Below are 23,823 nucleotides of genomic sequence, written 5' to 3'. Positions count from 1 at the left end.
TAGCAAGTTTTCACACTGCCTGGGTGGCGAAATTGGTAGACGCAGCGGATTCAAAATCCGCCGATGAATAATCGTGTCGGTTCGAGTCCGACCCTAGGCACCATTTTCTTATTTATTCTCTTTTATTTTCTTTCATTCTCTTACGCAAAACCATTGATACAACAGGCTTTAACGCACTTTTATATTTTATTCTCTTTCGTATTCTTACGCATTAATACGTTTACAGTCACAGATTTTAGGCATACACTTAGGCATACAGAACAAGAAAAAACAGTGTTTCTTTAAAATATTAAAAACGGTATGCCTAAAAATCTCGCAAGCATTGAAATATAAGGCTTTAACGCACTTCATTTTTGCAGGATTTATAGGTTTTAGGCATACAATTTACAAGTTTTAGGCATACCGAAATAGCCGTATGCCTAAAAATATTAGACAGATTACTAAAACATTATGGCAAGAATAACAAAACCGCTTACTAATACCGAAGTAGAAAGAGCCAAAGCCAAAACTAAGGACTATTCTTTATATGACGGCAACGGGCTAACAATACTCATTAGACCGAATGGGGCGAAATTGTGGCGTTTTCGCTATACTAGACCATTTTCAACCAAAAGGGCTTTAATAGGCTTAGGGCAATATCCAGCCGTTACCCTAGCACAAGCAAGAAGTATCAGAGATGAATATTTATCTTTGCTTGCTCAAAATATAGATCCACAAATCTACCGTCAAAAGCTAGAAGATGAAACACTGGCAAAGCAAGATAACACTTTGTTAAATGTTGCTAGAGATTGGCGGAATAAAAAAGCGACTGAAGTCAAAGAAACGACTTTAAGCAAAAACTGGAAGCGTTTAGAAAACCACTTATTCAAACATCTAGGGCATTACCCAATTACAGACATAAACCCAAGATTAGTGATTACTGCTCTCACTCCGTTATACAAGCAAGAAAAATTTGAGACATTACATCGTTGTGTTAGCTTATTAAATGAGATTATGAAATTTGCTCTTAATTGTGGCATTTTAGAATTTAATAAATGCGGTGATGTTGGCTCATTCTTTCCAAGACAAGCGGTGATACATAATCCAGCAATACGCCCTGAAGAATTACCGCAGTTTTTAACCAAATTAAGACATAGCAACTTATCCGCCAAGCGAAAACAGTTAATCTTATGGCAACTTTTGACAATGGTTCGTTCAAGTGAAGCCGTTACAGTGGAATGGGCTGAAATTGATTTTAAAAATAAGTTATGGACCATTCCAGCTGAAAAGATGAAAGGGGGCAAGAAATCGCATACTGTACCGCTTTCAACCCAAGCATTAAACGTTTTGGAAGTAATGAAAGAAATATCTAACTATAGCCGTTATATATTCCCTTTTGGTGATAAGCAACCAAATAGACCAATGAACAAAGAAACCGTTAATAATGCTATACGCTCAATGGGATACGGTGGCAAACTCGTAGCACACGGTTTACGCTCTATTGCTAGCACTTACCTTAATGAAACCTTTTTAGAACAATACGACGTTATAGAGGCGTGTTTATCACACGAAATAAGCAACGCAGTAAGAAAGGCTTACAACCGCTCAAATTATTTAGAACAAAGAAAACCTTTAATGCAGTGTTGGGGTGATTATGTGGAAAGTTGCTCAACAGGATTATAAGCGGTCAGTTTTCTTTGAGTATTTACCAACCACCAAACACAGTATATACACCATAAAGGCATAATCTACAGGCAAGGGGTATCCACCAATGGTGTACACCCTGTAATGTACAGAACGCAATTTTGCGTTTTGTTCTAAAAATAAACAATTATTCGACACGGATAAGAAAGCCTTTTACCCACCACTATCACACAATAACCGCATAACATAACAATATACATTCTTTTATATTCTTCCATTCTCTTTTATTTTCAACTTGCAGTCTAAATAAAAATCACTGATAATATATACAGTGACTTTAAATATCTTACTATTATGAAACTACTTAATGAAATAGACCGCTTAAAAGCTGAAATTCAAGAATTAAGACCACTCTCACCAGCTGAACTAAAACGCTTGCGAGATGAATTTATTATCGAAAATAGCTACAACTCAAATGCTATTGAGGGTAATACCTTAACCTTAAGAGAAACTGCCTTGATTTTAAATGAGGGCGTTACAATCGCAGAAAAGCCACTCAAACACCATTTAGATATTATCGGTTATAAAGACGCATTTAATTATTTATTTGATGTAGTGACAGATAACGAAACATTAAGCGAGAGAATAATCAAAGATATTCATAGCTTAGTTTTGATGAACGATAGTCAAAATAAAGGTAAGTATCGACAAATACAAGTGCGAATTATGGGAAGCCATCACGAACCAACCGAACCGCATTTTATTAAAGAGCAAATAACTAATCTTATTCAACACTACCGTCAAGAATTAAAGCTAAAACACCCCTTAGAAGCAATTAGCGAGTTTCATTTAGCTTTTGAAAGCATACACCCATTTATTGACGGAAACGGACGTACAGGGCGGTTATTATTGAATTTTGAGTTATTAAAGAATGGTTGCTGGCCTATTGATATTAAATTCACAGATAGAGCCAAATACTACGCTTGTTTTGATGACTATCACGAAACTAAGCACGCTAAAATGTTCACGCAATTAGTGGCGGAGTATCAAAAATCAGAACAGGAAAGATATTTAAAAATTGTTAATGGTTAATACCTAATTTAGGTAATTTATACCTGATTTCGGTATTTTTTACCTGATTTAGGTAAATGAATTTGAGTGGCTAGGCGTGGATTAATTACCCAAGCCGAAAGAGTAAAACCCTATTACTTTGCCACTCTCTTATCTTAGGGAATGCGCTAGGGGGCGTTATGAGTGAAATAAATCAAGATAGAGATGATTATGTAAGTCTTTATGATTTAATGGAATACGCTAGAACTAAACATAATTCAGATAGAGCAGCCGCTCGTGATTTACTGATTTTAGCTGGAAATAAAAGCATTCCATTATTTAAACAATATGGCGGAATAAGACCTAGAATAGAACCATTGACCAGCACAAGCTTGATAAAGGAGCTTAACACTGTTGTTAAAAATAATGATATGGAATTGCCATTTTAAGGAGTATGTAATGTCGTGGCTTAAAGAATATTTAATTACCAAAGAAGACGCAAAAAAATATTTTGATTTTGAAATAGAAACTGAACAAGGAATAAGTAAAAAAGAATATGTTGCTCATTTGTCTATGTTCCCTGATTTATGTATTGATGATGTAATTTCTTTATTCTTAGATTTAGATCCTAGAGATTATAATAAAAATAAGAAGCACCCTAGATACAATATTATTTATGACGCCATCTATGGAGCAGTCGAGAAAGGGAATATTAAATGCTACTACGAAGCAGATATAAACGGACATATTTGGGATAATACAATCAGAATACCGCACAATATAGCTAAACAATGGGCAGATACTTACGGCTTAAAATGGAATGTTCCTCCCTATAAAAAATTTAGCAATAAAGCTGATGATATTGATGAGCAAGAAATACAACTACAAACAGAGTTAATAGACAAATCACAGCTAGAAGAATACATTAGTCAATTAGAATTTAATAATTTTCAATTAAATGACACCATAGTATAGCAACAAAAACAAATGGAAGCATTACAGACTGAAAAAGAAAGTTTAACTGTTAAACTATCAGAATATGAAAATAAAGAAATCTGTACTGAACCGCAAGAGTATAGTTCACAGGAAAGAGAAACACACTTACAAATGATTGTCGCACTTAGCTACAAACTAGCAGAGAGGAATATAAACCTAGTCAAAGGAAAAGGAAATATAAATAAAAGTCAATTATCTACTGTAATAGTAAACGCAATTAAAGAATTAAATATAAATAATGGAAGAAGTACAGAAACAATCAGAAAAGTTTTAAAACCCTTAGAGCTAAATTTAGAGCAATAAAACAAATAGGCGGATAATAACCGCCTTTTTTATTCCCCTTAGAAAATACCAAAATAAAAAAATGGTATTCTTAAATTTATAACCATTTGATTTAAAATAAAATACCAAAATCACAACTCAACTTACCAAAATAAAATGGTAAGTTTTCACAATACCAAAATCAATCCTTTAAATTACCCCCAACGCAAGAAAGCGTTACAAATTAATCTTAATTAAAAAAAGGTAATTTAAAATGGAAAAGATAAACCAACCTACAACAAAAAAACTATTGCTTGATATTAATGATGTAAAAGCAATCACTGGTTTTTGTACAACTACCATTTATCAGCACGTTAAAAAAGGAACATTCCCAGCACCTAAAAATTGTGGTGGGCGTTCTGTTCTCTGGCGTTTAGCTGATATTGAAAACTATGTTAATTCTTAGGGGGCAAGTATGACTAACAGTGTTACTAAACCTCAAAGACAAACACAATTCTTGAAGGTATTACATCGCTTAATAGTAGCGAATTTTACTCACCTAGATAAAGATTTTTTAAATATTTCTAGTCCACGTAATTACATTTACAAAATTGAGAAAAATCACTTATTGGAAGATGAAAAAATCAAACGCACTAAAGTGAGAAATCCTAATTGTGAGCATTGTGTACCTTATTCAATTTACAGCATACCTAACAAGTCAATGATGAAACGCTTAATTGCTTTATACAAAGCCAAAGGAGGCGAACTAACAGAGATTGAAGAACAGTACGCTTTATCAAGATTTGATAATAAAGAGGAGGCAAAAAATGAACTCTTTAACTAATCCATTACAGGGCTTTTTACCAGTCACACAAGACTACCATCAAGGTATAGCGGTTCAATATGTTAATGCTAGGGATTTACATTCATTTTTAGAAAGTAAAAAAGAGTTTGCTAACTGGATAAAAGAACGTATCAAACAATACGAATTTAAGAAAGGTAAAGATTATTCTACGTTTGACAAAATAGTCAAACGAGAAACAGGAGCTACTAAGCTAAAAGAGTACAAAATCACTTTATCAATGGCTAAAGAATTGGCAATGGTAGAGCGTAATAAACAGGGAAAACTAGCTAGACAGTATTTTATTCAATGTGAAGAAGCATTATCACAAATCGCCCCAAGTGTGGCGGAAGAATTACGCAAGCAGTGGCTTATTGAAAGACAAGCAACTAAAACAGCTTATCAAAGAATGTGTGACGCTCTTTATAAGCACCGCCAAAGACAAGGAAAAATAACCAACCCTTGCCATTATTCAAATGAAGCTAACTTAATCAACCGCCTTGTGTTAGATATGCCACTAGTTAAATGGAAGCAGGCTAATAATATCACTGACGATAAAGACCTAAGAAGCCATTTTAACGCTGAGCAGTTATCTAAGGTTGAATATTTAGAGAATGCTAACGGCTTTCTACTCGATGATAATCAACCGTTTGATGTACGCAAAGCAAAATTAAAAGCAATGCTAAATAATAGATTTATAGGAGCGTAAGAAATGACTGAGCTCACACTGAAGCAAGAATTATTTTGTAAAAAATATATTGAATTAGGTAACGCAAGCGAGGCATATCGACAAAGCTATAACGCTGAAAATATGAAAGATGACACAGTACACCGTAAGGCATTTGATTTACTTGAAAACGGCAAGATTACGGCAAGGTTGAACGAATTAAGGAAAGAGCATTTAAAACACCATAACATTACCGTAGATAGCCTTGTTTTAGGTTTAGATTTAGACCTAGATTTAGATTTAGATTTAGAAAGGATTAGAAGTGATGGAGATAACCTTTTTTCGGATTTAGAGCGAATTTTAAAAAGCGACTAAATGAAGCCGTAGAACAGGGTTTGTATCAAGTAATACGAGCAAAAAAAGGCTCTATTAAGCGTAGAGAGAGAATAACAGGCAACAAAAAGCCCTATCATACACAACAGGGCTATTAAACAGTGTTACTTAATTTTGACTACTTACATTTACGGATTGTTATCAAAGCAATCTTAAGGAATTAATAATGAAATTATCTAAGCACCTTGATAACGCTATGAATTATAGCAAATTATCATCAAAAAGTAACCGCTTATCACTGGAATATTTAGCGTATGCTTTATCAGTGTTGGCGGATAGAAATCAAACAACCGTTAGAAATATTGATTTATATCAATTTACAAATCAAGGCGAGTTAAGTTATATTATTAACGTTGTAGCAAAATCTACAACCGAGCCTGAGAACTCGAATAACTTAACCGTGGCGAACAGTAGCACGCCTTTTCATCGTGCTTTTTTTGTTCGTAGCATACGCACACCAAAAGAAAATAATCGCTTAAATTTAGCGGTTAGCTTTCTCTCAATGGTAGCGTGTAATGGGAAAGGTTCGCCCTTTGCTACATTCCACGGTTTTGTAGTTTCTCAGCCCGTTACACGTTACCGCCCAAACCTGAGAAATAAAGCGGTAACTTCAAATAATTTAATCGTGGAGTTATTAGCAATGATCTATTTATTACTATGTGTCAATCGCACAAAACCAACCTTTAATACTGAAGTAGTACGCATTAAAGCACCAAATGAAGATGAAGCACGTTTTAAACTAACGGCAGATTATCAGCTATTGGCAGTATGTGGGCGTATCAATTCACACAAAGCACAAAATTTAGTCGCTCAAATTGAGCCACTAAAATTTAATCATAGAACCCAACAAAGCCCAAATCTAAATACGATCACCCCTATAGGCATTGATAATAAAGGCATTAGGTCAGATTTGCCTCTCAATACGATCACCCTTAAAAACCAACCATCAATGATAGATAACGTATTCCAGCTACAAGGAGGAATTTATGCGTAATTCAAGCCCAGTTAATGACATTCAAAATATTTATTGCTCACTTGAGCAAGCTAAGTCAGTAATAGAATTAATGACAATTTATTACACAGACACAGGAGATTTAGATATTCCTGAAGATGTAAAAATCAATCTATTATGGACGGTTCAAGGCTTATTAGAGAAAAGCATAGAGCAAACTAAAAAAGCAGAAGAGAAAGCAATCACAACAGAAAGAAAGGCGGTACAAAATGGCTAATTTAACTCTTAAACAACAGGATTTACTATCACAAAATATTGACCAAGCACACTCAACCATTATGTTTTTACTTGACCATTTCGAAGAAAACGATCACGAGTTTAAATTTACAGGTGAGATAACGCATAATCAGTTATGGCTTGTTCAAACCTTATTAGAAAACGCCCAAAAAGCAATGAGAGGGGGTGAATAATGACAAAGCAAGCAACTAAAAAGCCCTTGAATATTCTTAGCTTTAAAATGGCACAGCTAAACAGGCAATTTGAGTTAACCAATCAAGCAAAAAAGCGTTGTAAAGAGAATTACCCTGATGACTATCATCACAAAATTAAAATGCGTGGTGAGTGTTTAGAATTGGTTAAACGCTTGAAAGCAGGTAAAGAGATTTACAAGCAATTAGCACAAGGGAAAACATTATCAAAAAATGAAGCCAAAGCATTTAAAGAATTTAAGCAAGCCCTTAGTTATTTAATCTATCATTATGAAAATGTGGCGGACTATGTAACTAAATGCGAGGATAAAAAATAGCAAAAGGTGGTTATATGGGAAAAACGGCTCAAGATAGACGATTATCAGTTAAGCGTAAGCGACAAGATGAGTTTAGCCGTTCTGTTAATGGTGCTACTTTTACACCATTTAGGCACGACCTAGCAAGGAGTGAAGAATTTAAAAACCTTTCACCCACAGCGGTCAAAGTATTTACTATTTTGCTAGGACAATACAACGGTAAAAATAACGGTGATTTATCCGCACCGCTTACCCAATCAAAAGAAGTGTTTAATCTATCTAACAAATCATTGCTGAAAGGCGTTAATGAACTGATTAAATACGAATTTATAGAGTTGACAAGGCAGGGCGGTAAAAATCAATGTAATCTTTATGCCCTGACTTGCTTACCGATTAACAGCCTAAGAAGTAAGATTGACTTAATTCCTAGTCAAAGACCCAGTGACAAATGGAAAAAAGCTAATTAATCAAATCAAAGGAGTGTAATTTCTTTACATTCCTTTTTATTATCCATTTAAACCGTCCTAAATCGAGCATAAAGACAACAAAACTACTCTTCCCTTGCTATTGTATTGGTTAATCAAAAAATCCCTGTATAAGCCGTTAAATTCGTTTTTGTGTTCAATCAATCATTACGCTAATTTTTTATTCTTCTTTGCCATTTTTTTGGCTAAAATGACCCAAATTATTTTATCACTCTATTTTTGACTATTTTTTATCATAAAAATATAAAAAGTGTCATTGTTAAAATAAGTATATGGTATAAGTTATATAAAGGTGTGTAAATTTTACATATCAGAAATAGTAAAAAATAGGCTGACTTGTGTAAATTTTACATATCAGAACACCAAAATAGAACAAATAATAGACAATGGTGTGTAAAATTTACATATCTGATGTGTAAAATTTACATATCAAAAAATCGAAATTATTTAAAATAAAGAAATATCTTAAAGAGGATTTTATATGGTAATAACACCATTAATACAATTTGCGATTGATTTTGATAAAGGCAAAGTATCAGCTTTTGATTTCTCAGACCAATATCTTGATATGTGGGATAGTAATGATAGAGAGCTTGGTCAAAATGACCAAGATACTTGGGAGCAAGCTGCCAAAATCAGAACCGCCTGCGATGACTATTATCCAGGTGATGATTATGAAATCAACGAAGCTGAATTTAGACAGCTAGTTAGAGGATATCTAGCAGAAATCAATCATTAGAATTTAAACAATTTAAAATTAACCGACCGTTTACATAGAGATATGTAAGCGGTTTTTTATGCTCACTTTTTGGAAGAAACAAATCAATGAAATAAGTTGCTTAGAAAGAGGTTTTTGAACATTATAAAAAAAGAGAATATTACTAACTGTATAGTATCGCTTTCTAAACGAATATAACGAAGTAAAGTCATTTTTTATTTTGATATTTTAAGTTTTTAGTTATAAGATAAAAATACCCCACCAAAACCAGAGATGAAAACAAATAAAAACTAGCATTTTTATAGGTGACTTTTGATTTTAGGCATACATTTAGGCATACGGTTTAGATAACAGAAAAACAAATTACAACATTATCAATTACTTAACCATTCAAATAGAGTCCGACCCTAGCACCATCTCCTTATTTATTCTCTTTTATTTTCTTTCATTCTCTTACACAAAACCATCGATACAACAGGCTTTAACGCACTTTTATATTTTATTCTCTTTCATATTCTTGCGCAATAATACGTTTACAGCCACAGATTTTAGGCATACAGAACAAGAAAAAACAGTGTTTCTTTAAAATATTAAAAACGGTATGCCTAAAAATATTAGACAGATTACTAAAACATTATGGCAAGAATAACAAAACCGCTTACTAATACCGAAGTAGAAAGAGCCAAAGCCAAAACTAAGGATTATTCTTTATATGACGGCAATGGGCTAACAATACTCATTAGACCGAATGGGGCGAAATTGTGGCGTTTTCGCTATACTAGACCATTTTCAACCAAAAGGGCTTTAATAGGCTTAGGGCAATATCCAGCCGTTACCCTAGCACAAGCAAGAAAAATTTGAAACATTACTCCATTATATCTTGCTAAATGAGATTATGAAATTTGCTCTTAATTATGGCATTTTAGAATTTAATAAATGTGGAATGGGCTGAAATTGATTTTAAAAATAAGTTATGGACTATTCCAGCTGAAAAAATGAAAGGGGGCAAGAGGTCGCATACTGTACCGCTTTCAACCCAAGCCTTAAATGTTTTGGAAGTAATGAAAGAAATATCTAACTATAGCCGTTATATATTCCCCTTTAATGATAAGCAACCAAATAGACCAATGAATAAAGAAACCGTTAATAATGCTATACACTCAATGGGATACGGTGGCAAGCTCGTCGCACACGGTTTACGCTCTATTGCTAGCACTTACCTTAATGAAACCTTTTTAGAACAACGTAAACCCTTAATGCAGTGTTGGGGCGATTATGTAGAAAGTTGCTCAACAGGATCATAAGCGGTTAAATTTCTTTTAATGGTTACCAGTAGATAAAACAGGGAACGGTTATTATAACCTTACCTTTTGAAGTACTGTCATAATGACCTTAGTAGAAAATTAGTATTGAGTAACCAAACCAAATTTGGATCGGTTGACAATAATAGGGTATCCGCCAATGGCGTACACCCCTTTTTGATACTTAGAAATAGAGATAATAAATAATTATTACTTGCCAAGATTAAACAAAAATATAATAATGCGGAAAACAACGCAATTATTTAAAATTGAGAAATGATATGAAGATACCTAATCCACCAAAAATAAAAGCTTTATTTGAAGAAGTAGAGCCTACCCAACTTTTTGGCTATATGGAAGAATTTAAAGCCACTGATGAAAGAGGTCATTATCTAAGTTGGGATAAGTTCAAATACACTTACACTAAAGACACTAAGACTAAATGGTTGGCGGTTAAGCTTAATCGTAGTTCATTGATGAACCATTTACTACTAAATGATTTTAACTTTTCTTTTTGTGTTCCTGATAGCTTACAAGGGATATTACACTTTATAGATAAATCAACAGGTGGGAATATCGGCACAAGTAATTTGACAGGTTTTAGCAAAGGCGAACAAAATAAATTCTTATTGAAATCTTTAATTATTGAAGAAGCAATTACATCGGCACAGTTAGAGGGTGCGGTTACTACCCGAAAGGTGGCAAAAGAAATGCTTAAAACGGAAAGAAAGCCGACCAATAAAGATGAAATAATGATATTAAATAATTATTATTTAATGAAAGAAGTGATCAAGCTAATAGATAAACCGTTAAGCATAGAGATGATTTTAAAACTTCACCAAATTGCGACTGATAAAGCAATTAATAATAAAGCAGTTGCAGGTGAATTTAGAAAAAATGATGAAATTTATATTGCTGATTATGACGGTAATATTATTCATCGACCGCCAAGCTATGAAAAGCTAAATGATTTAATGATTGCTTTTTGTGACTTTGTAAACACTAACCATAGCAATGAAAGTGATACTTTTATCCACCCAACTGTTAAAGCAATTATTATTCACTTCTTAATCGGTTTTATTCACCCATTTGGTGATGGAAACGGAAGAACAGCAAGAGCATTATTTTATTGGTTTATGCTTAAAAATGGGTATTGGTTATTTGAATATGTCTCTATTAGTAGATTATTAAAACAAGCTCCTAAAAAGTACGCAATGGCTTATTTGAATACAGAAACAGATGATCTTGATATAACATACTTCTTATATTATCAAGCTGATATTATCAAAAGATCGATTACTGATTTAGAAAATTATATTGCTGATAAGCAGAAACGGTTTAATGAGTTTGTAGGTGAAGTAGCAAAATTTACAGCGAGAAGCACCAAAAAAATCAATAATCGCCAAATTCAGATTTTACAAAAAGCAGTAAAAGAAAGTGGTTATATTTTCACAGTGAAAGAAATCTGCAATGAATATGACGTATCAGAAAATACTGCAAGAAAAGATCTGAAAGCACTCTCTCAATTAAACTTGCTAGGTACATTTAAAAATGGGAATACCACAGCTTATATATCACCTAGTGACTTATTGGAAAGATTAAAAGCCCTTTAATTGATAATGAAAGGGGTGGAAAAGATACACCCCTTAATATACAAAACGCCATTTTGTGTTTTGTCCTAAAAATAAACAATTATTCGGTACGTATAAGAGGGTTTTACCGAGACTGCCTCCTAAACTGTGTAACTGCAATTTAGTTAAAGATAATCAGCAAGCGACCATCAAACTCAATCATAAACTTATTGAGTGCTAATTTCCAGTCTCTAATTGGCATTGTCCATTTTTTAGACAGGGCAAGATCGCACTTTTCTTAAAAATATGATCTAATAGCACCTATTATTCAATAACAAATAGGTGTAAAAATGAATATATTATCAGCTTTTAAAGATTTGGAAGACCCTCGCAAAGATATAAACAAAAAACATGACTTCTTAGATGTTATTTTTCTTGTCGTAAGTACGGTAATATCAGGTGCAGAAGGATGGAGTGAAATTCATCAGTTTGGTAAATTGAATATAAAATGGTTACGAAAATACCGAGATTTTGAAAATGGTATTCCTGTTGATGATACGATTTCTCGTATTGTAAGACGGATAAATCCTGAGAAATTAAATTATATTTTTATTAATTTTATCAATGAGATACGAAAATCACAAGGCAAAGAGTGTATTGCAATAGATGGTAAAAAATTAAAAAACAGTTCACATTTAGAGCCTCATAATGCGCTACATAGTATTACGGCTTGGAGCTGTTCAAGAGGATTAATTTTAGCTCAAAATAAGTCCAAAGGTAAGAAAAATGAGAATGAAAGCATTCTAGAAATGATAGATATTTTAGAGCTAAATCAAGCCGTCATTACGGTAGATGCGATGAATACGCAAAAGAAAATAGCGAAGAAAATCATAGAAAAGAAGAGCGATTATGTGATGCCATTGAAAAATAATCATAAGAAATTTAGAAATGAAATAGAAAGTTATTTTCATAAAGTAGTGCGAGAAAAATCAATAAAAATAGATGAGTTTCAAGAGGTTAACTGTGAAAGAAGTCGAATAGATCAACGGTATTATTCAAAATTACCAATAAGTGATTGGCTTTTGGAATCTCAAGGTTGGACAGGAATTAAAAGCCTTATTCAAGTTCATAGGATAAGAGAAGACAAAGGCAAGAAAAGTGAAGAAAAAGTATTTTATATCAGTAGCTTAGATGTTCCTTGCGAAGACTTTGCGAAATATATTAGGGGTCATTGGGAAGTTGAAAATAAAGCGCATTGGGTGCTTGATGTTGTTTTTAAAGAAGATGATAGTACGATTTATTTGGGGGATGGCGTTGAAAATATGGCAATAATTAGGCGTTTAGGGCTTAATTTAGCACGACTACATCCAGCTAAAAATAGTATGAAAAGCAAGCTGAAATCAGCTGGCTGGTCTGATGAAATGAGGTCTGAGCTTATTTTTGGTGTGTGTGATTAATTTATAGACAAAGTACGCGGTTGCCCTGATTTTTTAGAGGCATTTTGAATAGCCAGATAGACAACTTTTTTTGCAGAGTTATCCGTTGGGAATAATTTTCTTTTATTGATGACTTTGCGAATAACACTATTTACAGACTCAATAGCATTCGTCGTATAAATGGCTTTTCTTATATCCTCAGGGTAGTTAAACAAGGTATTCAGCTTATCCCAGTGTTTATACCAAGACCGTGATATTTACGGATATTTATCATCATAAGTATTCGCAAAATTATCTAATTTCTGCAAGGCTTCATCTTCTGTCGCAGATTGATAAATTTTCTTTAAATCTCGAGCAACTGCTTTATAGTCCTTATAAGGCACATATTTCATAGAATTACGCACCATATGGACGATACAAAGCTGTATCTTAGTTTTTGGATAAACAGCATTAATCGCATCAGGAAAGCCCGTTAATCCATCAACACAAGCAATAAGGATATCTTTCACACCACGATTTTGTAATTCAGTCAGTACCCCTAACCAAAATTTAGCTCCTTCATTTTCAGATATCCACAAGCCTAGAAGCTCCTTTTGTCCTTGCATATTAATGCCTAAGGCGAGGTAAATAGCCTTGTTAATCACACGTTTATCTTGACGGACTTTAACAACGAGATAGAAAATTTACCTTCTTCGGTATATACCGTTTTGGTTGTAACGCCATTTCTGGCATTGCTACCTTTACGTGTACCATTCTTTTGATAGCCTAGATGTGCATCTAATTCAGCATTGAGTGATTTCTCAAAGAAACGTTTGTGCAATAACTGAGTTGCATTTGCGATATCTTCTTGAGAATCTAGTTGTTCAAGTAGAGCGTCGATTTGGTTGGTTAAATTTGCTTTTTTCATATTGGTATCCACCTTAATGTTTTTTGTATATTAAAGCAGATACACAGTTATTTTTATAGTCTTGAGAATAATCACATCTATTTAACCATCAATTTAAAAATCAATGGTGATGAGTTACAAATTTTAAACAAAATCAACCCGCTATCTATCCAACAAAAAATGCCCCCTTCAAATGAAGAGGGCATTTTATTTTAGATTAAGATGTAATGATTACCCATTAAAACTACCAACGATAGCCAGCACCAAATCCTGCACCAACTTTACCTTCAGTATTCGTATTAACCGAACCTTTAATAATCCATTTTCCATTATCTGATACTGAAGATAACCCTATAGCAATAGAGGTTGCCTTATCATAAGTTGCCCCTGCCAATGAAATCATACTATCACCAGCACTATAGGCTTGAGGTAAATGAGCTGCCGCCATCGCACTTGATGTTCCACTACTCGCTCGTTTTTCAACGTTATCTATTCTATTAGACAATGTATTTTTTACCTTAATAAGCTGAGAAACATTCACCGCATCCGTTGGTTTTGTTCCTGCTGCGATATTATGGATTTGGTTTCCTCCCATATTAATATTCACATCTTTCTCAACTTTAATCGTTGAACCAGTTTGAAGATGGAGGTTTCCGCCTTTATTAATAGTAATGCCTTTGTTGCCAATTGTAGTATTGCCAATTTCAATCTTATCTGCATCCTTAAGCTCTACTTTGCCAACCGTTGCTGCTGAAAGTGTTAAGCTTCCGTCTTTTCCCACTTTTGCATCTAGGTTTTTACCAAAGTTAAGTTTTAAATTGCCATTTGCATCTAGTTGAATTTTTCCACTGTTTCCAACAGTTTTTTCTCCATTTTCCAGTTTGCTTGCATCGACATCATTATCAACAAGTTTGATTTTAGCAATATCAATTTTTGTGTCATTCTCAATACCTAATTTGAGATTACTAACGGTATCTTTTAAATCATTGACTTTACCATCCACCACTTTTAATTGACCTTCCGTTGCCGCTCTGTCGTCAACAACCTTGCTTGTATCCCAAGTGGTATTTGTTAAACCTGTGATACTTTCAATTCCTGTTAAGTTTTTCGCCAGTTTAATTGCTAAACCATTTGCACCTGCTACCACTCCAATGTTGTTGCCATCAGTCAGTTTATTTGTTTCAGTAACACCACCTTTGATATTTAAAGTTTTATTTAACTTAATACCTTTGTTGGTTCCCGTATCACCTGCAAAGATTAAACCATCATCCAGTGTGGCAACTTCTTTTTTGTCTTCTGTTGCTTTATCAACATAAACGATTCTGTCGGTTGTGGTGCCATCTAAGTCATTTTTTCCATTTTGGATACTGATGTCATAGAATTTACCGTCTGCTCCATTTTTACCTGGTGCTCCTTGAAGCCCTATAACACCGTGATTACCATTTTGACCATCCTTACCAAGAGTAACCAATGTTTTACCATCTTTACCTTTAATACTGATGCCATCATCACCGTGGATTGATACGCCATCTTTTCCATTTTTACCATTTACCGCAATGCCATCTGCACCTTTAATCGACACGCCGTCTTTTCCATCTTTTCCTTTGATTGAAATACCGTCTTTTCCATTAATCGCAACCGCATTTTCACCGTCTTTACCGTTTAAGCCATTTGCTCCATCTTTCCCTGCAATACTTAAACCGTCTTTACCTGCAATGCCAATACCTTCAACACCTTGCAGTTTCTTCGCCAGTTTGATTTCTAACTTGCCATCTGTTGTGGTATCGACAAAGATATTGTCTGCAGCAAACTCAGAGTCTTTCGTTAAGTGTTTAGCTGGATCTGTGGCTTTTTGTCCTTCAATCACCAAGGTGCCATTAAGGGCTGTCGTCACTTTCTTCGACTCATCATTACCTTGGAAAGCTAAGCCATCATCCAGTGTGGCGACTGTATGCGTTGTGCCAGTTTCATCTTGGTAAATCACTCGTGTTAAGCTTTCGCCGTCTTTTCCATTAACGCCTGCTTTTCCATTAACCACTTTGATGTCGGCTGAAACAGCTTTTTGATCTTTACCATCGATTCCATCGTGACCATTGAGTCCGATTACACCGTTAGTTCCATTGGTACCATCTTCACCTTTGATAGTGACGCCGTTTTCACCGTCTTTACCCGCAATGCCAATACCTTCAACACCTTGCAGTTTCTTCGCCAGTTTGATTTCTAACTTGCCATCTGTTGTGGTATCGACAAAGATATTGTCTGCAGCAAACTCAGAGTCTTTCGTTAAGTGTTTAGCTGGATCTGTGCCTTTTTGTCCTTCAATCACCAAGGTGCCATTAAGGGCTGTCGTCACTTTCTTCGACTCATCATTACCTTGGAAAGCTAAGCCATCATCCAGTGTGGCGACTGTATGCGTTGTGCCAGTTTCATCTTGGTAAATCACTCGTGTTAAGCTTTCGCCGTCTTTTCCATTAACGCCTGCTTTTCCATTAACCACTTTGATGTCGGCTGAAACCTCTTTCGCTGGTTTTCCGTCGATGCCATCGTGTCCATTGAGTTTGATTACACCGTTTTTTCCAGCACTACCCTTAATAGATTCTAAGAATTTATCCATAGTAAGTTCAGAATCCGCTTTCCCTTTACCTTTCTCTATTTCTTTCCAGCTTTCAAAAGCAGAAGCTCCAGTATCTCCTTTATCACCTTTAGCTCCAGCTACTCCAGGGTCACCTTTGTCCCCTTTAGCTCCAGCCACACCAGGGTCTCCTTTGTCACCTTTATCTCCTTTAGCTCCAGCTACTCCAGGGTCACCTTTGTCCCCTTTAGCTCCAGCCACACCAGGGTCACCTTTGTCACCTTTAGCTCCAGCTACTCCAGGGTCTCCTTTGTCACCTTTATCACCTTTATCTCCTTTAGCTCCAGCTACTCCAGGGTCTCCTTTATCACCTTTATCTCCTTTAGCTCCAGCCACACCAGGGTCACCTTTGTCACCTTTATCTCCTTTAGCTCCAGCTACTCCAGGGTCTCCTTTATCACCTTTATCTCCTTTAGCTCCAGCCACACCAGGGTCACCTTTGTCACCTTTATCTCCTTTAGCTCCAGCTACTCCAGGGTCTCCTTTATCTCCTTTGTCACCTTTGTCACCTTTAGCTCCAGCTACTCCAGGGTCTCCTTTATCACCTTTATCACCTTTATCTCCTTTAGCTCCAGCTACTCCAGGGTCTCCTTTATCACCTTTATCACCTTTATCACCTTTATCTCCTTTAGCTCCAGCTACTCCAGGGTCACCTTTATCTCCTTTAGCTCCAGCTACTCCAGGGTCTCCTTTGTCTCCTTTGTCTCCTTTAGCTCCAGCTACTCCAGGGTCTCCTTTGTCTCCTTTGTCTCCTTTAGCTCCAGCTACTCCAGGGTCTCCTTTGTCTCCTTTGTCTCCTTTAGCTCCAGCTACTCCAGGGTCTCCTTTAGGTCCAGTTGGTCCAGTTGGTCCAGTTGGTCCAGCATATGGGTCAGAGTCACCAGATCCGCCTCTAAGGTATTCAGGGCCTCTAGTTACACCAATTGGTCCTTTTAAACTAGGATCATTTCGAATAGCATCTTTATCTAAATCTAAAACAATCGATAAAGTTTGTTTATCATCGATTGATGGCGTATCCGTAATCAATAAGGTTCGTTTATCATCGATTAATGGTGTATCTTCTACTTTTAGTCCATCTCCAAAATCAAGTTTACTTAAACCTGAACTTCCAACTGAATTTCCTGGAACATAACTATCACTTAATTTAAAGCCTCCACTAGAAAATTCCATAGTAGGTATATCGACGTTTGCTGCTACTCCAGTACTAGCAAATATCACAGATGATATTAGTGCTATTTTTGATAGACTAAAAACCATTTTTTTATTTTTTTTGAGAATTGAAGACTGAGATTGGTTTTTTGTTCTGCCTTTCGCCAATTCTGAAACGACTGTATAAACTTGAAGTTTTCGGTTGAAAACAATTTTGTAGATTTTGTTCATAATTAAGGACCTTTAAATTAGATAACCTTTCCTTAGGATTTTTTTAAGAGGATATAAAATCTTTTCATTACCCGTTAACATTTTGTAAAAAATGTGTTTACCCTTCCCAAGAGTAAAAAAAAAATGCAAGAAAAAATTGCAAAAAATAGAGACAGATTGATTAAAAAACAAACAAAAATAAGAATTGTGATAGATAGTTTTTTATTTTCCTCTCTTTATCCTATCTCCAGTGCATAGGTATCTACACAAATCGAACTGTGTTCAAATATGAAAATGATGAAAAATATATTTTTAAAAAATACCAAAGGTTGCGTAGTCGTTACTTTTCCCTAGTAACACACATGACACAGTAAGGAAAACATACGAATTCTATGAAAACACCTTTTGATAACAATAAGACACACACTCATACTCAAGGGTTATACCGTTTTTTGAAAAATGATAATGTCACTATTTCAGATTTATCAGAGCCATTGGTTTCTAATGCAAAATCAGGGGTTAGCTCGTTTTGTTTGGACTATGCTCTTGTGATGCACGATTGGTCTCGCCTAGCCCTTAGTCATGCGAACAAAACGGATAAACTAAAGATGACTCACAAACATGATGTGGGTTATGAGTTACAAAGTAGCTTGTTGGTTAGCGACTCGACGGGATACCCATTACCTATTGCTCAAAATTTGATAACAGCCGATGGACAACTAAAACGTGCTTTAATTGTTGCTTAAAGTTGCATAATGATATGGTGACTCATGCTGGACGATTCAAAAAAAGCACAAGAACTCAAGATGTTACTTATGCGACTTTCTGGACGACGAACCAAACGAACACGACCAATTACAGTACCAGCTTTACTTGACGGCTACCTTATTTTACTGGAAGCTTACGAACTGATGCAAACCATGTCTCCTCAGAAAATCGCTGAGTCGTTAACCCTCTTCCAGACTGGCGGATTTGTGTGATACCTATGGATATCAATGCAGGGAAAACCTCTGTGCCATAAAGCTCTGACACGGTTTCAGTGATTTCTCGGGTACTCATTCCTTGTGAATATAAATGAATGATTTTTGAGTCTAGTGTCGGTACTCTAGTTTGTCGTTTTTTAATGATTTCAGGCTCAAAAGTGCCTTCTCTATCACGTGGCGTACCGATAGAGAACTTCCCCTCTTCAGAATATACTGTTTTGGTTGTAACGCCATTCCTAGCGTTACTTCCTTTACGCATAGTGTTCTTTTGATAGCCTAGATGTACATCTAATTCAGCATTGAGTGACTTCTCAAAGAAACGTTTGTGCAATAGCTGAGTTGCATTTGCGATATCTTCTTGAGAATCTAGTTGTTCAAGTAGGGCTTCGATTTGGTCGGTTATATTTGTTTTTTCATGTTAGTATCCACCTTAATGTTTTTTGTATATTAAAGCAGATACACAGTTATTTTTATATTCTTTCATTCTCTTTTATTTTCAACTTGCAGTCTAAATAAAAATTACTGATTAATATATACAGTGACTTTAAATATCTTACTATTATGAAACTACTCAATGAAATAAACCGCTTAAAAACTGAAGTTAAAAAATTAAGACTATTCTCACAGGCTGAATTAAAACGCTTGCGAGATGAATTTATTATTGAACATAGCTACAACTCAAATGCTATTGAGGGCAATACCTACATTACGACCCTCCGAAAGTACTGTATGCCTCCAAAACAAATTCAAGTACCCCAAAAAAGGCTAAGATTATCCCAATAATCGCAATTTTATAATTAAATTGATCATCTATTTTTTGTTTTTGTTCTTTAGCCATTTGCTCTTTTTGATTTTTTTGCCAGTCTAAAATATGATGAATATTTTCAATTTTCTGAAGTAACTCTTTGTTTATGCTATCAATATCCAGTATTTTATTAATATTTTTCCACGTTTCTACCAAACTAGTATTTTTATGTTTCACTGGAAGGAAAAAGAAAAAACGAGCGTTAAATTCTGTTGCCTGTATATATAATTCCGTTAATTTTTTTATATCATAATTTGTCTTAGTAATTTGATGTGTTTCTTCTGCAAGTTGATTACTTAAATCTTCCATTACATTTAAGTAAGCATAACCCAATGCCATTAACAGAATACGTCGTTCAAATTGATCTTGCTGTCCCTCAAGACAAGTAATAAATGATAATCCCTTACCATCAATATGTTCACTTGTTGTTCTTTATAAATACGGACTAATACATTATTCATTTCACTCTCCTCCTATCACTGATTACTAGAATAATAATAGATAATATTATTTTTTTAAAGATCTGTAATATCAAAAATAAACACTTCACAAAAAGCTCTCAAAAGCATATCATTTGTACCTTGTTTTCATTCCTAAATTTGGTAAATAATGAATTTGAATACGACTCTCTTTATTGCACTTCGTTATTGGCGATCAAAAAGTGCTGACCGTTTTGGTCGATTAGTCACTAATCTGGCGAGTTTAGGGATTATTCTTGGTGTAATGGCGTTGATTATTGTACTTTCTGTGATGAATGGATTAGAAAATATGCAAAAGCAGAATTTACTTTCTGATCTCCCTCACGCTATTATTTCACCCATTGAGGGACATTTAGAAAAAAAACAAGCGGTTACATTTCCTTCATTTATTGCAAAAAGTGTACCGATCAACCGTACAAATGTTGTTATTCAAAGTAAAAACGGTATTAATGCAGGCGAGTTGATTGGTGTGGAAAATAACACCGATGATCCCGCTATTGAGTATTTAAACATTTCATCACTTCTTCCCACTTCGTCATTTAATGTTATTGTCAGCTATTCTTTAGCTAATCAATTAAATATTAAAGAGGGAGATAAAATTCGCTTAATGATTACTGAAAATAGTCGTTACACACCTTTTGGTAGAGTACCTATACAACGCTTATTTACTGTTTCAGGTATTTATTTTAGTCAGAATGAAAATAATACGCTCTTTGCTAATTTAAGTGATGTAGGGCGTTTACTCCATATTCAACCAGATAAAGTTCAAGGGTATCGTTTATTTTTAAATGACCCTTTTCAAGTATCGGATTTAACTCATTATTTTGACCATTCCAAATGGAAAATCAATGATTGGCGAGAACAAAAAGGTGAATTTTTTCAAGCAGTTAAAATGGAAAAAAATATGATGGGGCTGTTAGTCAGCTTAATTATTGTGGTTGCCATTTCTAACATTATTACCTCACTCAGTTTGATGGTTGTGGATAAACAAGGGGAAATTGCCATTCTCCAAACGCAAGGATTAACTAAATCACAAGTAATGCAATTATTTATGTGGCAAGGTTCTATTGTTGGTGTAATGGGGGCAATATTGGGGGGAATATTTGGTCTTTTAGCCACGCTTTATTTAAGTGATTTAATTAGTTTAATTAACCCTGTAGGCATTGCGTTACCTTCTGAAATTTCTACCCCACAGGTCGCAATTATAATAGTCACATCAATTTTACTGTCGTTACTTTGCACGCTTTATCCTGCTTATCAAGCTTCAAGGATTGAGCCAGCGGCTGCGTTAAGGTATGAATAACCCACCCTAGCCCTCCCGCGAGCGTGGTATGCACCCCAAAAGTTGGACACAACCTTTGGGGTGCATACCACTTGCAGGGGAGGGAGGTTAGGAGGGGGGAATCCCAACAAGTAAAAATTAAAGCGTTGCCGCTACCTCATCACTGATCTCACCATTGTGATAAACATTTTGAACATCATCACAATCTTCTAGCATATCAATTAAACGCAATAATTTTGGTGCAGTTTCAGCGTCTAAATCCACTGAGGTTGAAGGGATCATCGTCACTTCCGCAGATTCTATTTTAAAGCCTGCTTTTTCAATTTCATCTTTTACTGAGCTTACGTCTTCCCACGCTGTATAGATTTCAAAAGAGCCATCGTCTTGTGGCTGAATATCGTCAGCCCCCGCTTCAATTGCTGCTTCGGTTAAACTATCTTCATCTGCTTCTGCAATTAAAATTAAGCCTTGTTTAGTAAATAAATAACCTACTGAACCTTCTGTTCCTAAGCTACCACCACATTTTGTAAAACTTGGACGCACTTGTGAAATGGTACGGTTTGCATTATCACTTAAACACTCAACCAGCACCGTAACCTTCATAGATTTTGGTTTCCATATTCGTGTCATCACCACCACCGACACCACGCTCAATCGCACGGTTGATCGTATCACGTGTCATATTACTTGATAATGCTTTATCGACTGCCGCACGCAAACGAGGATTGGCAGCAGGATCGCCCCCCCCTATTTTTGCTGCTGTTACTAATTCACGAATTAATTTTGTAAAAATTTTACCACGTTGTGCATCTTGTGCTGCTTTGCGGTGTTTGATGTTAGCCCACTTACTATGACCTGCCATAAATTTTCCTTTTTTTAATTTAATTACTTTGATTTAAAAATTGCTGTATCGCCTGTGCATTATTCGGCGATTTGGTTAATTGTATTGCATCATTCATATTTAGCCACTGAAAAGCCAAATGTTCGGTTAATGCTGGCTCAATTTCTTGTTCAAGTGCCAATAAAAACCAATGTTCGGTACAATGCGTTACATCTGGGGCATATTTATAACGGAATTGAGGAAAAATCTCAAATTTTATACTCTTTTTTGTGTCATAAAGTGATAAATTTTGAGCAATAATATCAATTCCTGTTTCTTCTTTGACTTCTCTTAATGCTGTTTGAAAAGGTTCTTCACCCTTTTCAATCGTGCCTGTTACTGATTGCCAAAAAGTAGGATCATCTTGGCGTTGTAACATTAATACTCGATTAGTCGTTGTTGCATAAATAACCACAAGAACAGACTGATTATTTTTATATGCCATTATAAACGCTCTTTAATGCCACCAAATTCTTCAATTAAATTTTGAGTAAATTGCTTTAACTCACCTGTCATCAACACAAAATCAGCATCAAAACGTTGTGCTATATCTTCTTTTAAAATATCATCATTTTTTTCTTTGATGTCATCGGCATATTTTACACGAGAAAGGGTCGCATCATCATTGAGTACAAAAGAAAAATGTTCTTCCCATTCCAATGCTAATTTGGTGACATATTTGCCTGCAGTTAAATGTAAACCAATCTCTTCAGTTTCTAAATCTTGGCGTTTACAACGAATAACACTTTCAGTATCAAAGGATTTTAACTCTGCTTCTTCTAACAACGTGAGCCAATTTGGTGTATGTCCTTTCGCAACCCAATTTGTCATTACTTCACTAGGTTGTAAAGTAAACGAGATTGGCACAACGGGTAAAGAACCTAGGGTTTTGCGTAATAATGCTAAGGTATCTTCCGCACGCTTACTTGAAGCACTATCCACGTAAACTAATTGGGTTTCTAAATCTAACCAAATTGCCGTATGTTGATGTTTACTAAATGCACGAGATAATAACATTGCGACTACATCATCTTTAATTGCTTGTTTCTCTGTTTTTTTCAATTTACGGTTTTCTTTTTCTTCCAACACAGCAATGCGTTCTTCCATTTCTGCTTTAATTACAGGAGCTGGTAAGATTTTCTCTTCTTTATGTGAAACTAATAAAAATTGCTTTTGTAAATTAAAATGTAATAAATCACTTGTTACCAATGGCACTCCCCACCCAAATTTACTCATCTCACTTTGAGAGCAAGGGTGATATTTATTTGCTTGCAGTTTTGTTTCCAACTCATCACTGTTTATTTCAAGCGGTGAGGTTAAACGATAAATCATCACATTTTTAAACCAATACATTTTTATTCCTTGAGGTTATCTTTTTATGGGATATATAGTAACAAAGTTAGTGAAATAACGCATAAAAAATTTATATTATTCTGGTT

At 34.9% G+C, this 23,823-nt stretch carries 25 protein-coding genes, 1 tRNA gene and 3 pseudogenes; 22 read left to right on the top strand and 7 right to left on the bottom strand.

Going from position 1 to position 23,823, the window contains the following annotated elements; genetic code table 11:
• The first annotated feature begins 17 nt into the window (after positions 1–17).
• The 20 genes from KGI96_RS01640 to KGI96_RS01545 all read left to right on the top strand — a co-directional run bounded on the left by KGI96_RS01640 (position 18) and on the right by KGI96_RS01545 (position 13,099).
• Positions 18–103 (top strand) — tRNA-Leu (locus tag KGI96_RS01640).
• A 347-nt stretch (positions 104–450) separates the two neighbouring features.
• Positions 451–1,662 carry an integrase arm-type DNA-binding domain-containing protein gene (locus tag KGI96_RS01635; protein WP_211599419.1) on the top strand — a complete coding sequence of 404 codons (1,212 nt, stop codon included), beginning with the start codon at positions 451–453 and terminating at the stop codon, positions 1,660–1,662.
• A 315-nt stretch (positions 1,663–1,977) separates the two neighbouring features.
• On the top strand, positions 1,978–2,715 hold the full coding sequence (locus KGI96_RS01630) for a Fic family protein (protein ID WP_211599420.1): 738 nt from the start codon (positions 1,978–1,980) through the stop codon (positions 2,713–2,715).
• 158 nt (positions 2,716–2,873) lie between these two features.
• A complete protein-coding gene (locus KGI96_RS01625; protein ID WP_211599421.1) occupies positions 2,874–3,122 on the top strand; it encodes a hypothetical protein in 249 nt (82 codons plus the stop codon).
• A gap of 10 nt (positions 3,123–3,132) precedes the next feature.
• Positions 3,133–3,648: a hypothetical protein gene (locus KGI96_RS01620; RefSeq protein WP_211599422.1), complete on the top strand. Its 516-nt coding sequence runs from the start codon at positions 3,133–3,135 to the stop codon at positions 3,646–3,648.
• 12 nt (positions 3,649–3,660) lie between these two features.
• Positions 3,661–3,972: a hypothetical protein gene (locus tag KGI96_RS01615; protein ID WP_211599423.1), complete on the top strand. Its 312-nt coding sequence runs from the start codon at positions 3,661–3,663 to the stop codon at positions 3,970–3,972.
• Positions 3,973–4,204: 232 nt separating this feature from the next.
• Positions 4,205–4,396, top strand: a complete 192-nt coding sequence (locus tag KGI96_RS01610) for a helix-turn-helix transcriptional regulator (protein WP_213156522.1) — start codon at positions 4,205–4,207, stop codon at positions 4,394–4,396.
• Positions 4,397–4,405: 9 nt separating this feature from the next.
• Positions 4,406–4,774 (top strand): hypothetical protein, encoded by a 369-nt coding sequence (locus tag KGI96_RS01605; RefSeq protein ID WP_211599424.1) that lies wholly within the window; start codon positions 4,406–4,408, stop codon positions 4,772–4,774.
• Positions 4,758–5,480 (top strand): antA/AntB antirepressor family protein, encoded by a 723-nt coding sequence (locus KGI96_RS01600; protein WP_213156521.1) that lies wholly within the window; start codon positions 4,758–4,760, stop codon positions 5,478–5,480. Before KGI96_RS01605 ends, KGI96_RS01600 begins: the two co-directional genes overlap by 17 nt.
• A 3-nt stretch (positions 5,481–5,483) precedes the next feature.
• The gene (locus KGI96_RS01595) at positions 5,484–5,813 is read left to right on the top strand and encodes a terminase small subunit (protein ID WP_211599450.1); all 330 of its coding nucleotides are present in this window, start codon (positions 5,484–5,486) and stop codon (positions 5,811–5,813) included.
• Positions 5,814–5,997: 184 nt separating this feature from the next.
• Positions 5,998–6,825 carry a host cell division inhibitor Icd-like protein gene (locus tag KGI96_RS01590; protein WP_229577146.1) on the top strand — a complete coding sequence of 276 codons (828 nt, stop codon included), beginning with the start codon at positions 5,998–6,000 and terminating at the stop codon, positions 6,823–6,825.
• Positions 6,818–7,060: a hypothetical protein gene (locus tag KGI96_RS01585; RefSeq protein ID WP_211599451.1), complete on the top strand. Its 243-nt coding sequence runs from the start codon at positions 6,818–6,820 to the stop codon at positions 7,058–7,060. Before KGI96_RS01590 ends, KGI96_RS01585 begins: the two co-directional genes overlap by 8 nt.
• Positions 7,053–7,253, top strand: a complete 201-nt coding sequence (locus KGI96_RS01580; protein ID WP_211599452.1) for a hypothetical protein — start codon at positions 7,053–7,055, stop codon at positions 7,251–7,253. Before KGI96_RS01585 ends, KGI96_RS01580 begins: the two co-directional genes overlap by 8 nt.
• On the top strand, positions 7,253–7,588 hold the full coding sequence (locus KGI96_RS01575) for a hypothetical protein (protein ID WP_211599453.1): 336 nt from the start codon (positions 7,253–7,255) through the stop codon (positions 7,586–7,588). The genes KGI96_RS01580 and KGI96_RS01575 overlap by 1 nt, the downstream gene beginning before the upstream one ends.
• A gap of 14 nt (positions 7,589–7,602) precedes the next feature.
• Complete coding sequence (locus KGI96_RS01570) at positions 7,603–8,034, top strand: ArsR family transcriptional regulator (RefSeq protein ID WP_211599454.1); 432 nt, start codon at positions 7,603–7,605, stop codon at positions 8,032–8,034.
• Positions 8,035–8,533: 499 nt separating this feature from the next.
• On the top strand, positions 8,534–8,791 hold the full coding sequence (locus tag KGI96_RS01565; protein ID WP_211599465.1) for a colicin immunity domain-containing protein: 258 nt from the start codon (positions 8,534–8,536) through the stop codon (positions 8,789–8,791).
• 615 nt (positions 8,792–9,406) lie between these two features.
• Positions 9,407–9,631 (top strand): integrase arm-type DNA-binding domain-containing protein, encoded by a 225-nt coding sequence (locus KGI96_RS11310; RefSeq protein ID WP_211599458.1) that lies wholly within the window; start codon positions 9,407–9,409, stop codon positions 9,629–9,631.
• A gap of 77 nt (positions 9,632–9,708) precedes the next feature.
• The gene (locus KGI96_RS11305) at positions 9,709–10,074 is read left to right on the top strand and encodes a tyrosine-type recombinase/integrase (RefSeq protein WP_211599457.1); all 366 of its coding nucleotides are present in this window, start codon (positions 9,709–9,711) and stop codon (positions 10,072–10,074) included.
• Between the two features lie 278 nt (positions 10,075–10,352).
• A complete protein-coding gene (locus KGI96_RS01550; protein WP_211599456.1) occupies positions 10,353–11,684 on the top strand; it encodes a Fic family protein in 1,332 nt (443 codons plus the stop codon).
• 308 nt (positions 11,685–11,992) lie between these two features.
• The gene (locus KGI96_RS01545; RefSeq protein ID WP_213156520.1) at positions 11,993–13,099 is read left to right on the top strand and encodes an ISAs1 family transposase; all 1,107 of its coding nucleotides are present in this window, start codon (positions 11,993–11,995) and stop codon (positions 13,097–13,099) included.
• Between the two features lie 17 nt (positions 13,100–13,116).
• Here KGI96_RS01545 and KGI96_RS11090 read toward each other — a convergent pair.
• A pseudogene (locus tag KGI96_RS11090) lies at positions 13,117–13,985 on the bottom strand (IS256 family transposase); the annotation flags it as partial.
• Between the two features lie 223 nt (positions 13,986–14,208).
• Complete coding sequence (locus KGI96_RS01525) at positions 14,209–17,976, bottom strand: YadA-like family protein (RefSeq protein WP_213156519.1); 3,768 nt, start codon at positions 17,974–17,976, stop codon at positions 14,209–14,211.
• Positions 17,977–18,347: 371 nt separating this feature from the next.
• Here KGI96_RS01525 and KGI96_RS01520 point away from each other — a divergent pair, with 371 nt between their 5' ends.
• Entirely contained in the window at positions 18,348–18,701 is a 354-nt protein-coding gene (locus tag KGI96_RS01520; protein ID WP_211599350.1) for a hypothetical protein, read from the top strand.
• Between the two features lie 241 nt (positions 18,702–18,942).
• Here KGI96_RS01520 and KGI96_RS01515 read toward each other — a convergent pair.
• Positions 18,943–19,341, bottom strand: a pseudogene (locus tag KGI96_RS01515) (transposase); the annotation flags it as partial.
• 303 nt (positions 19,342–19,644) lie between these two features.
• Positions 19,645–20,082 carry a hypothetical protein gene (locus KGI96_RS01510; RefSeq protein ID WP_211599351.1) on the bottom strand — a complete coding sequence of 146 codons (438 nt, stop codon included), beginning with the start codon at positions 20,080–20,082 and terminating at the stop codon, positions 19,645–19,647.
• 270 nt (positions 20,083–20,352) lie between these two features.
• On the opposite strand from KGI96_RS01510, the gene KGI96_RS01505 reads away from it, so the two are divergent.
• Positions 20,353–21,525 carry a lipoprotein-releasing ABC transporter permease subunit gene (locus KGI96_RS01505; protein WP_211599352.1) on the top strand — a complete coding sequence of 391 codons (1,173 nt, stop codon included), beginning with the start codon at positions 20,353–20,355 and terminating at the stop codon, positions 21,523–21,525.
• A gap of 117 nt (positions 21,526–21,642) precedes the next feature.
• On the opposite strand, the pseudogene KGI96_RS01500 reads toward KGI96_RS01505, so the two are convergent.
• The 3 genes and pseudogenes from KGI96_RS01500 to rdgC all read right to left on the bottom strand — a co-directional run bounded on the left by KGI96_RS01500 (position 21,643) and on the right by rdgC (position 23,737).
• A pseudogene (locus KGI96_RS01500) lies at positions 21,643–22,366 on the bottom strand (YebC/PmpR family DNA-binding transcriptional regulator).
• A gap of 19 nt (positions 22,367–22,385) precedes the next feature.
• Positions 22,386–22,829 carry a dihydroneopterin triphosphate diphosphatase gene (gene nudB / locus KGI96_RS01495; protein WP_211599353.1) on the bottom strand — a complete coding sequence of 148 codons (444 nt, stop codon included), beginning with the start codon at positions 22,827–22,829 and terminating at the stop codon, positions 22,386–22,388.
• Positions 22,829–23,737, bottom strand: a complete 909-nt coding sequence (gene rdgC, locus KGI96_RS01490) for a recombination-associated protein RdgC (RefSeq protein ID WP_211599354.1) — start codon at positions 23,735–23,737, stop codon at positions 22,829–22,831. Before rdgC ends, nudB begins: the two co-directional genes overlap by 1 nt.
• Positions 23,738–23,823: the final 86 nt, after the last annotated feature.

Origin of the sequence: Phocoenobacter atlanticus subsp. cyclopteri (genome assembly GCF_018343795.1) — a bacterium.
In the GTDB taxonomy this organism is placed as follows: domain Bacteria; phylum Pseudomonadota; class Gammaproteobacteria; order Enterobacterales; family Pasteurellaceae; genus Phocoenobacter; species Phocoenobacter atlanticus.
This window is presented reverse-complemented; position numbering and strand designations above follow the sequence as displayed.

Coding starts and splice junctions, on each gene's coding strand:
- KGI96_RS01600 (WP_213156521.1), top strand. CDS start 4,758: ATGAACTCTTTAACTAATCCATTACAGGGCTTTTTACCAGTCACACAA.
- KGI96_RS01615 (WP_211599423.1), top strand. CDS start 3,661: ATGGAAGCATTACAGACTGAAAAAGAAAGTTTAACTGTTAAACTATCA.
- KGI96_RS01550 (WP_211599456.1), top strand. CDS start 10,353: ATGAAGATACCTAATCCACCAAAAATAAAAGCTTTATTTGAAGAAGTA.
- KGI96_RS01575 (WP_211599453.1), top strand. CDS start 7,253: ATGACAAAGCAAGCAACTAAAAAGCCCTTGAATATTCTTAGCTTTAAA.
- KGI96_RS01585 (WP_211599451.1), top strand. CDS start 6,818: ATGCGTAATTCAAGCCCAGTTAATGACATTCAAAATATTTATTGCTCA.
- KGI96_RS01595 (WP_211599450.1), top strand. CDS start 5,484: ATGACTGAGCTCACACTGAAGCAAGAATTATTTTGTAAAAAATATATT.
- KGI96_RS01545 (WP_213156520.1), top strand. CDS start 11,993: ATGAATATATTATCAGCTTTTAAAGATTTGGAAGACCCTCGCAAAGAT.
- KGI96_RS01630 (WP_211599420.1), top strand. CDS start 1,978: ATGAAACTACTTAATGAAATAGACCGCTTAAAAGCTGAAATTCAAGAA.
- KGI96_RS01520 (WP_211599350.1), top strand. CDS start 18,348: ATGAAAACACCTTTTGATAACAATAAGACACACACTCATACTCAAGGG.
- KGI96_RS01635 (WP_211599419.1), top strand. CDS start 451: ATGGCAAGAATAACAAAACCGCTTACTAATACCGAAGTAGAAAGAGCC.
- KGI96_RS01620 (WP_211599422.1), top strand. CDS start 3,133: ATGTCGTGGCTTAAAGAATATTTAATTACCAAAGAAGACGCAAAAAAA.
- KGI96_RS01590 (WP_229577146.1), top strand. CDS start 5,998: ATGAAATTATCTAAGCACCTTGATAACGCTATGAATTATAGCAAATTA.
- KGI96_RS01625 (WP_211599421.1), top strand. CDS start 2,874: ATGAGTGAAATAAATCAAGATAGAGATGATTATGTAAGTCTTTATGAT.
- KGI96_RS01610 (WP_213156522.1), top strand. CDS start 4,205: ATGGAAAAGATAAACCAACCTACAACAAAAAAACTATTGCTTGATATT.
- KGI96_RS01570 (WP_211599454.1), top strand. CDS start 7,603: ATGGGAAAAACGGCTCAAGATAGACGATTATCAGTTAAGCGTAAGCGA.
- KGI96_RS01510 (WP_211599351.1), bottom strand. CDS start 20,082: ATGGCATTGGGTTATGCTTACTTAAATGTAATGGAAGATTTAAGTAAT.
- KGI96_RS01580 (WP_211599452.1), top strand. CDS start 7,053: ATGGCTAATTTAACTCTTAAACAACAGGATTTACTATCACAAAATATT.
- KGI96_RS01565 (WP_211599465.1), top strand. CDS start 8,534: ATGGTAATAACACCATTAATACAATTTGCGATTGATTTTGATAAAGGC.
- KGI96_RS01525 (WP_213156519.1), bottom strand. CDS start 17,976: ATGAACAAAATCTACAAAATTGTTTTCAACCGAAAACTTCAAGTTTAT.
- KGI96_RS11310 (WP_211599458.1), top strand. CDS start 9,407: ATGGCAAGAATAACAAAACCGCTTACTAATACCGAAGTAGAAAGAGCC.
- KGI96_RS01605 (WP_211599424.1), top strand. CDS start 4,406: ATGACTAACAGTGTTACTAAACCTCAAAGACAAACACAATTCTTGAAG.
- KGI96_RS01505 (WP_211599352.1), top strand. CDS start 20,353: ATGAATTTGAATACGACTCTCTTTATTGCACTTCGTTATTGGCGATCA.
- nudB (WP_211599353.1), bottom strand. CDS start 22,829: ATGGCATATAAAAATAATCAGTCTGTTCTTGTGGTTATTTATGCAACA.
- rdgC (WP_211599354.1), bottom strand. CDS start 23,737: ATGTATTGGTTTAAAAATGTGATGATTTATCGTTTAACCTCACCGCTT.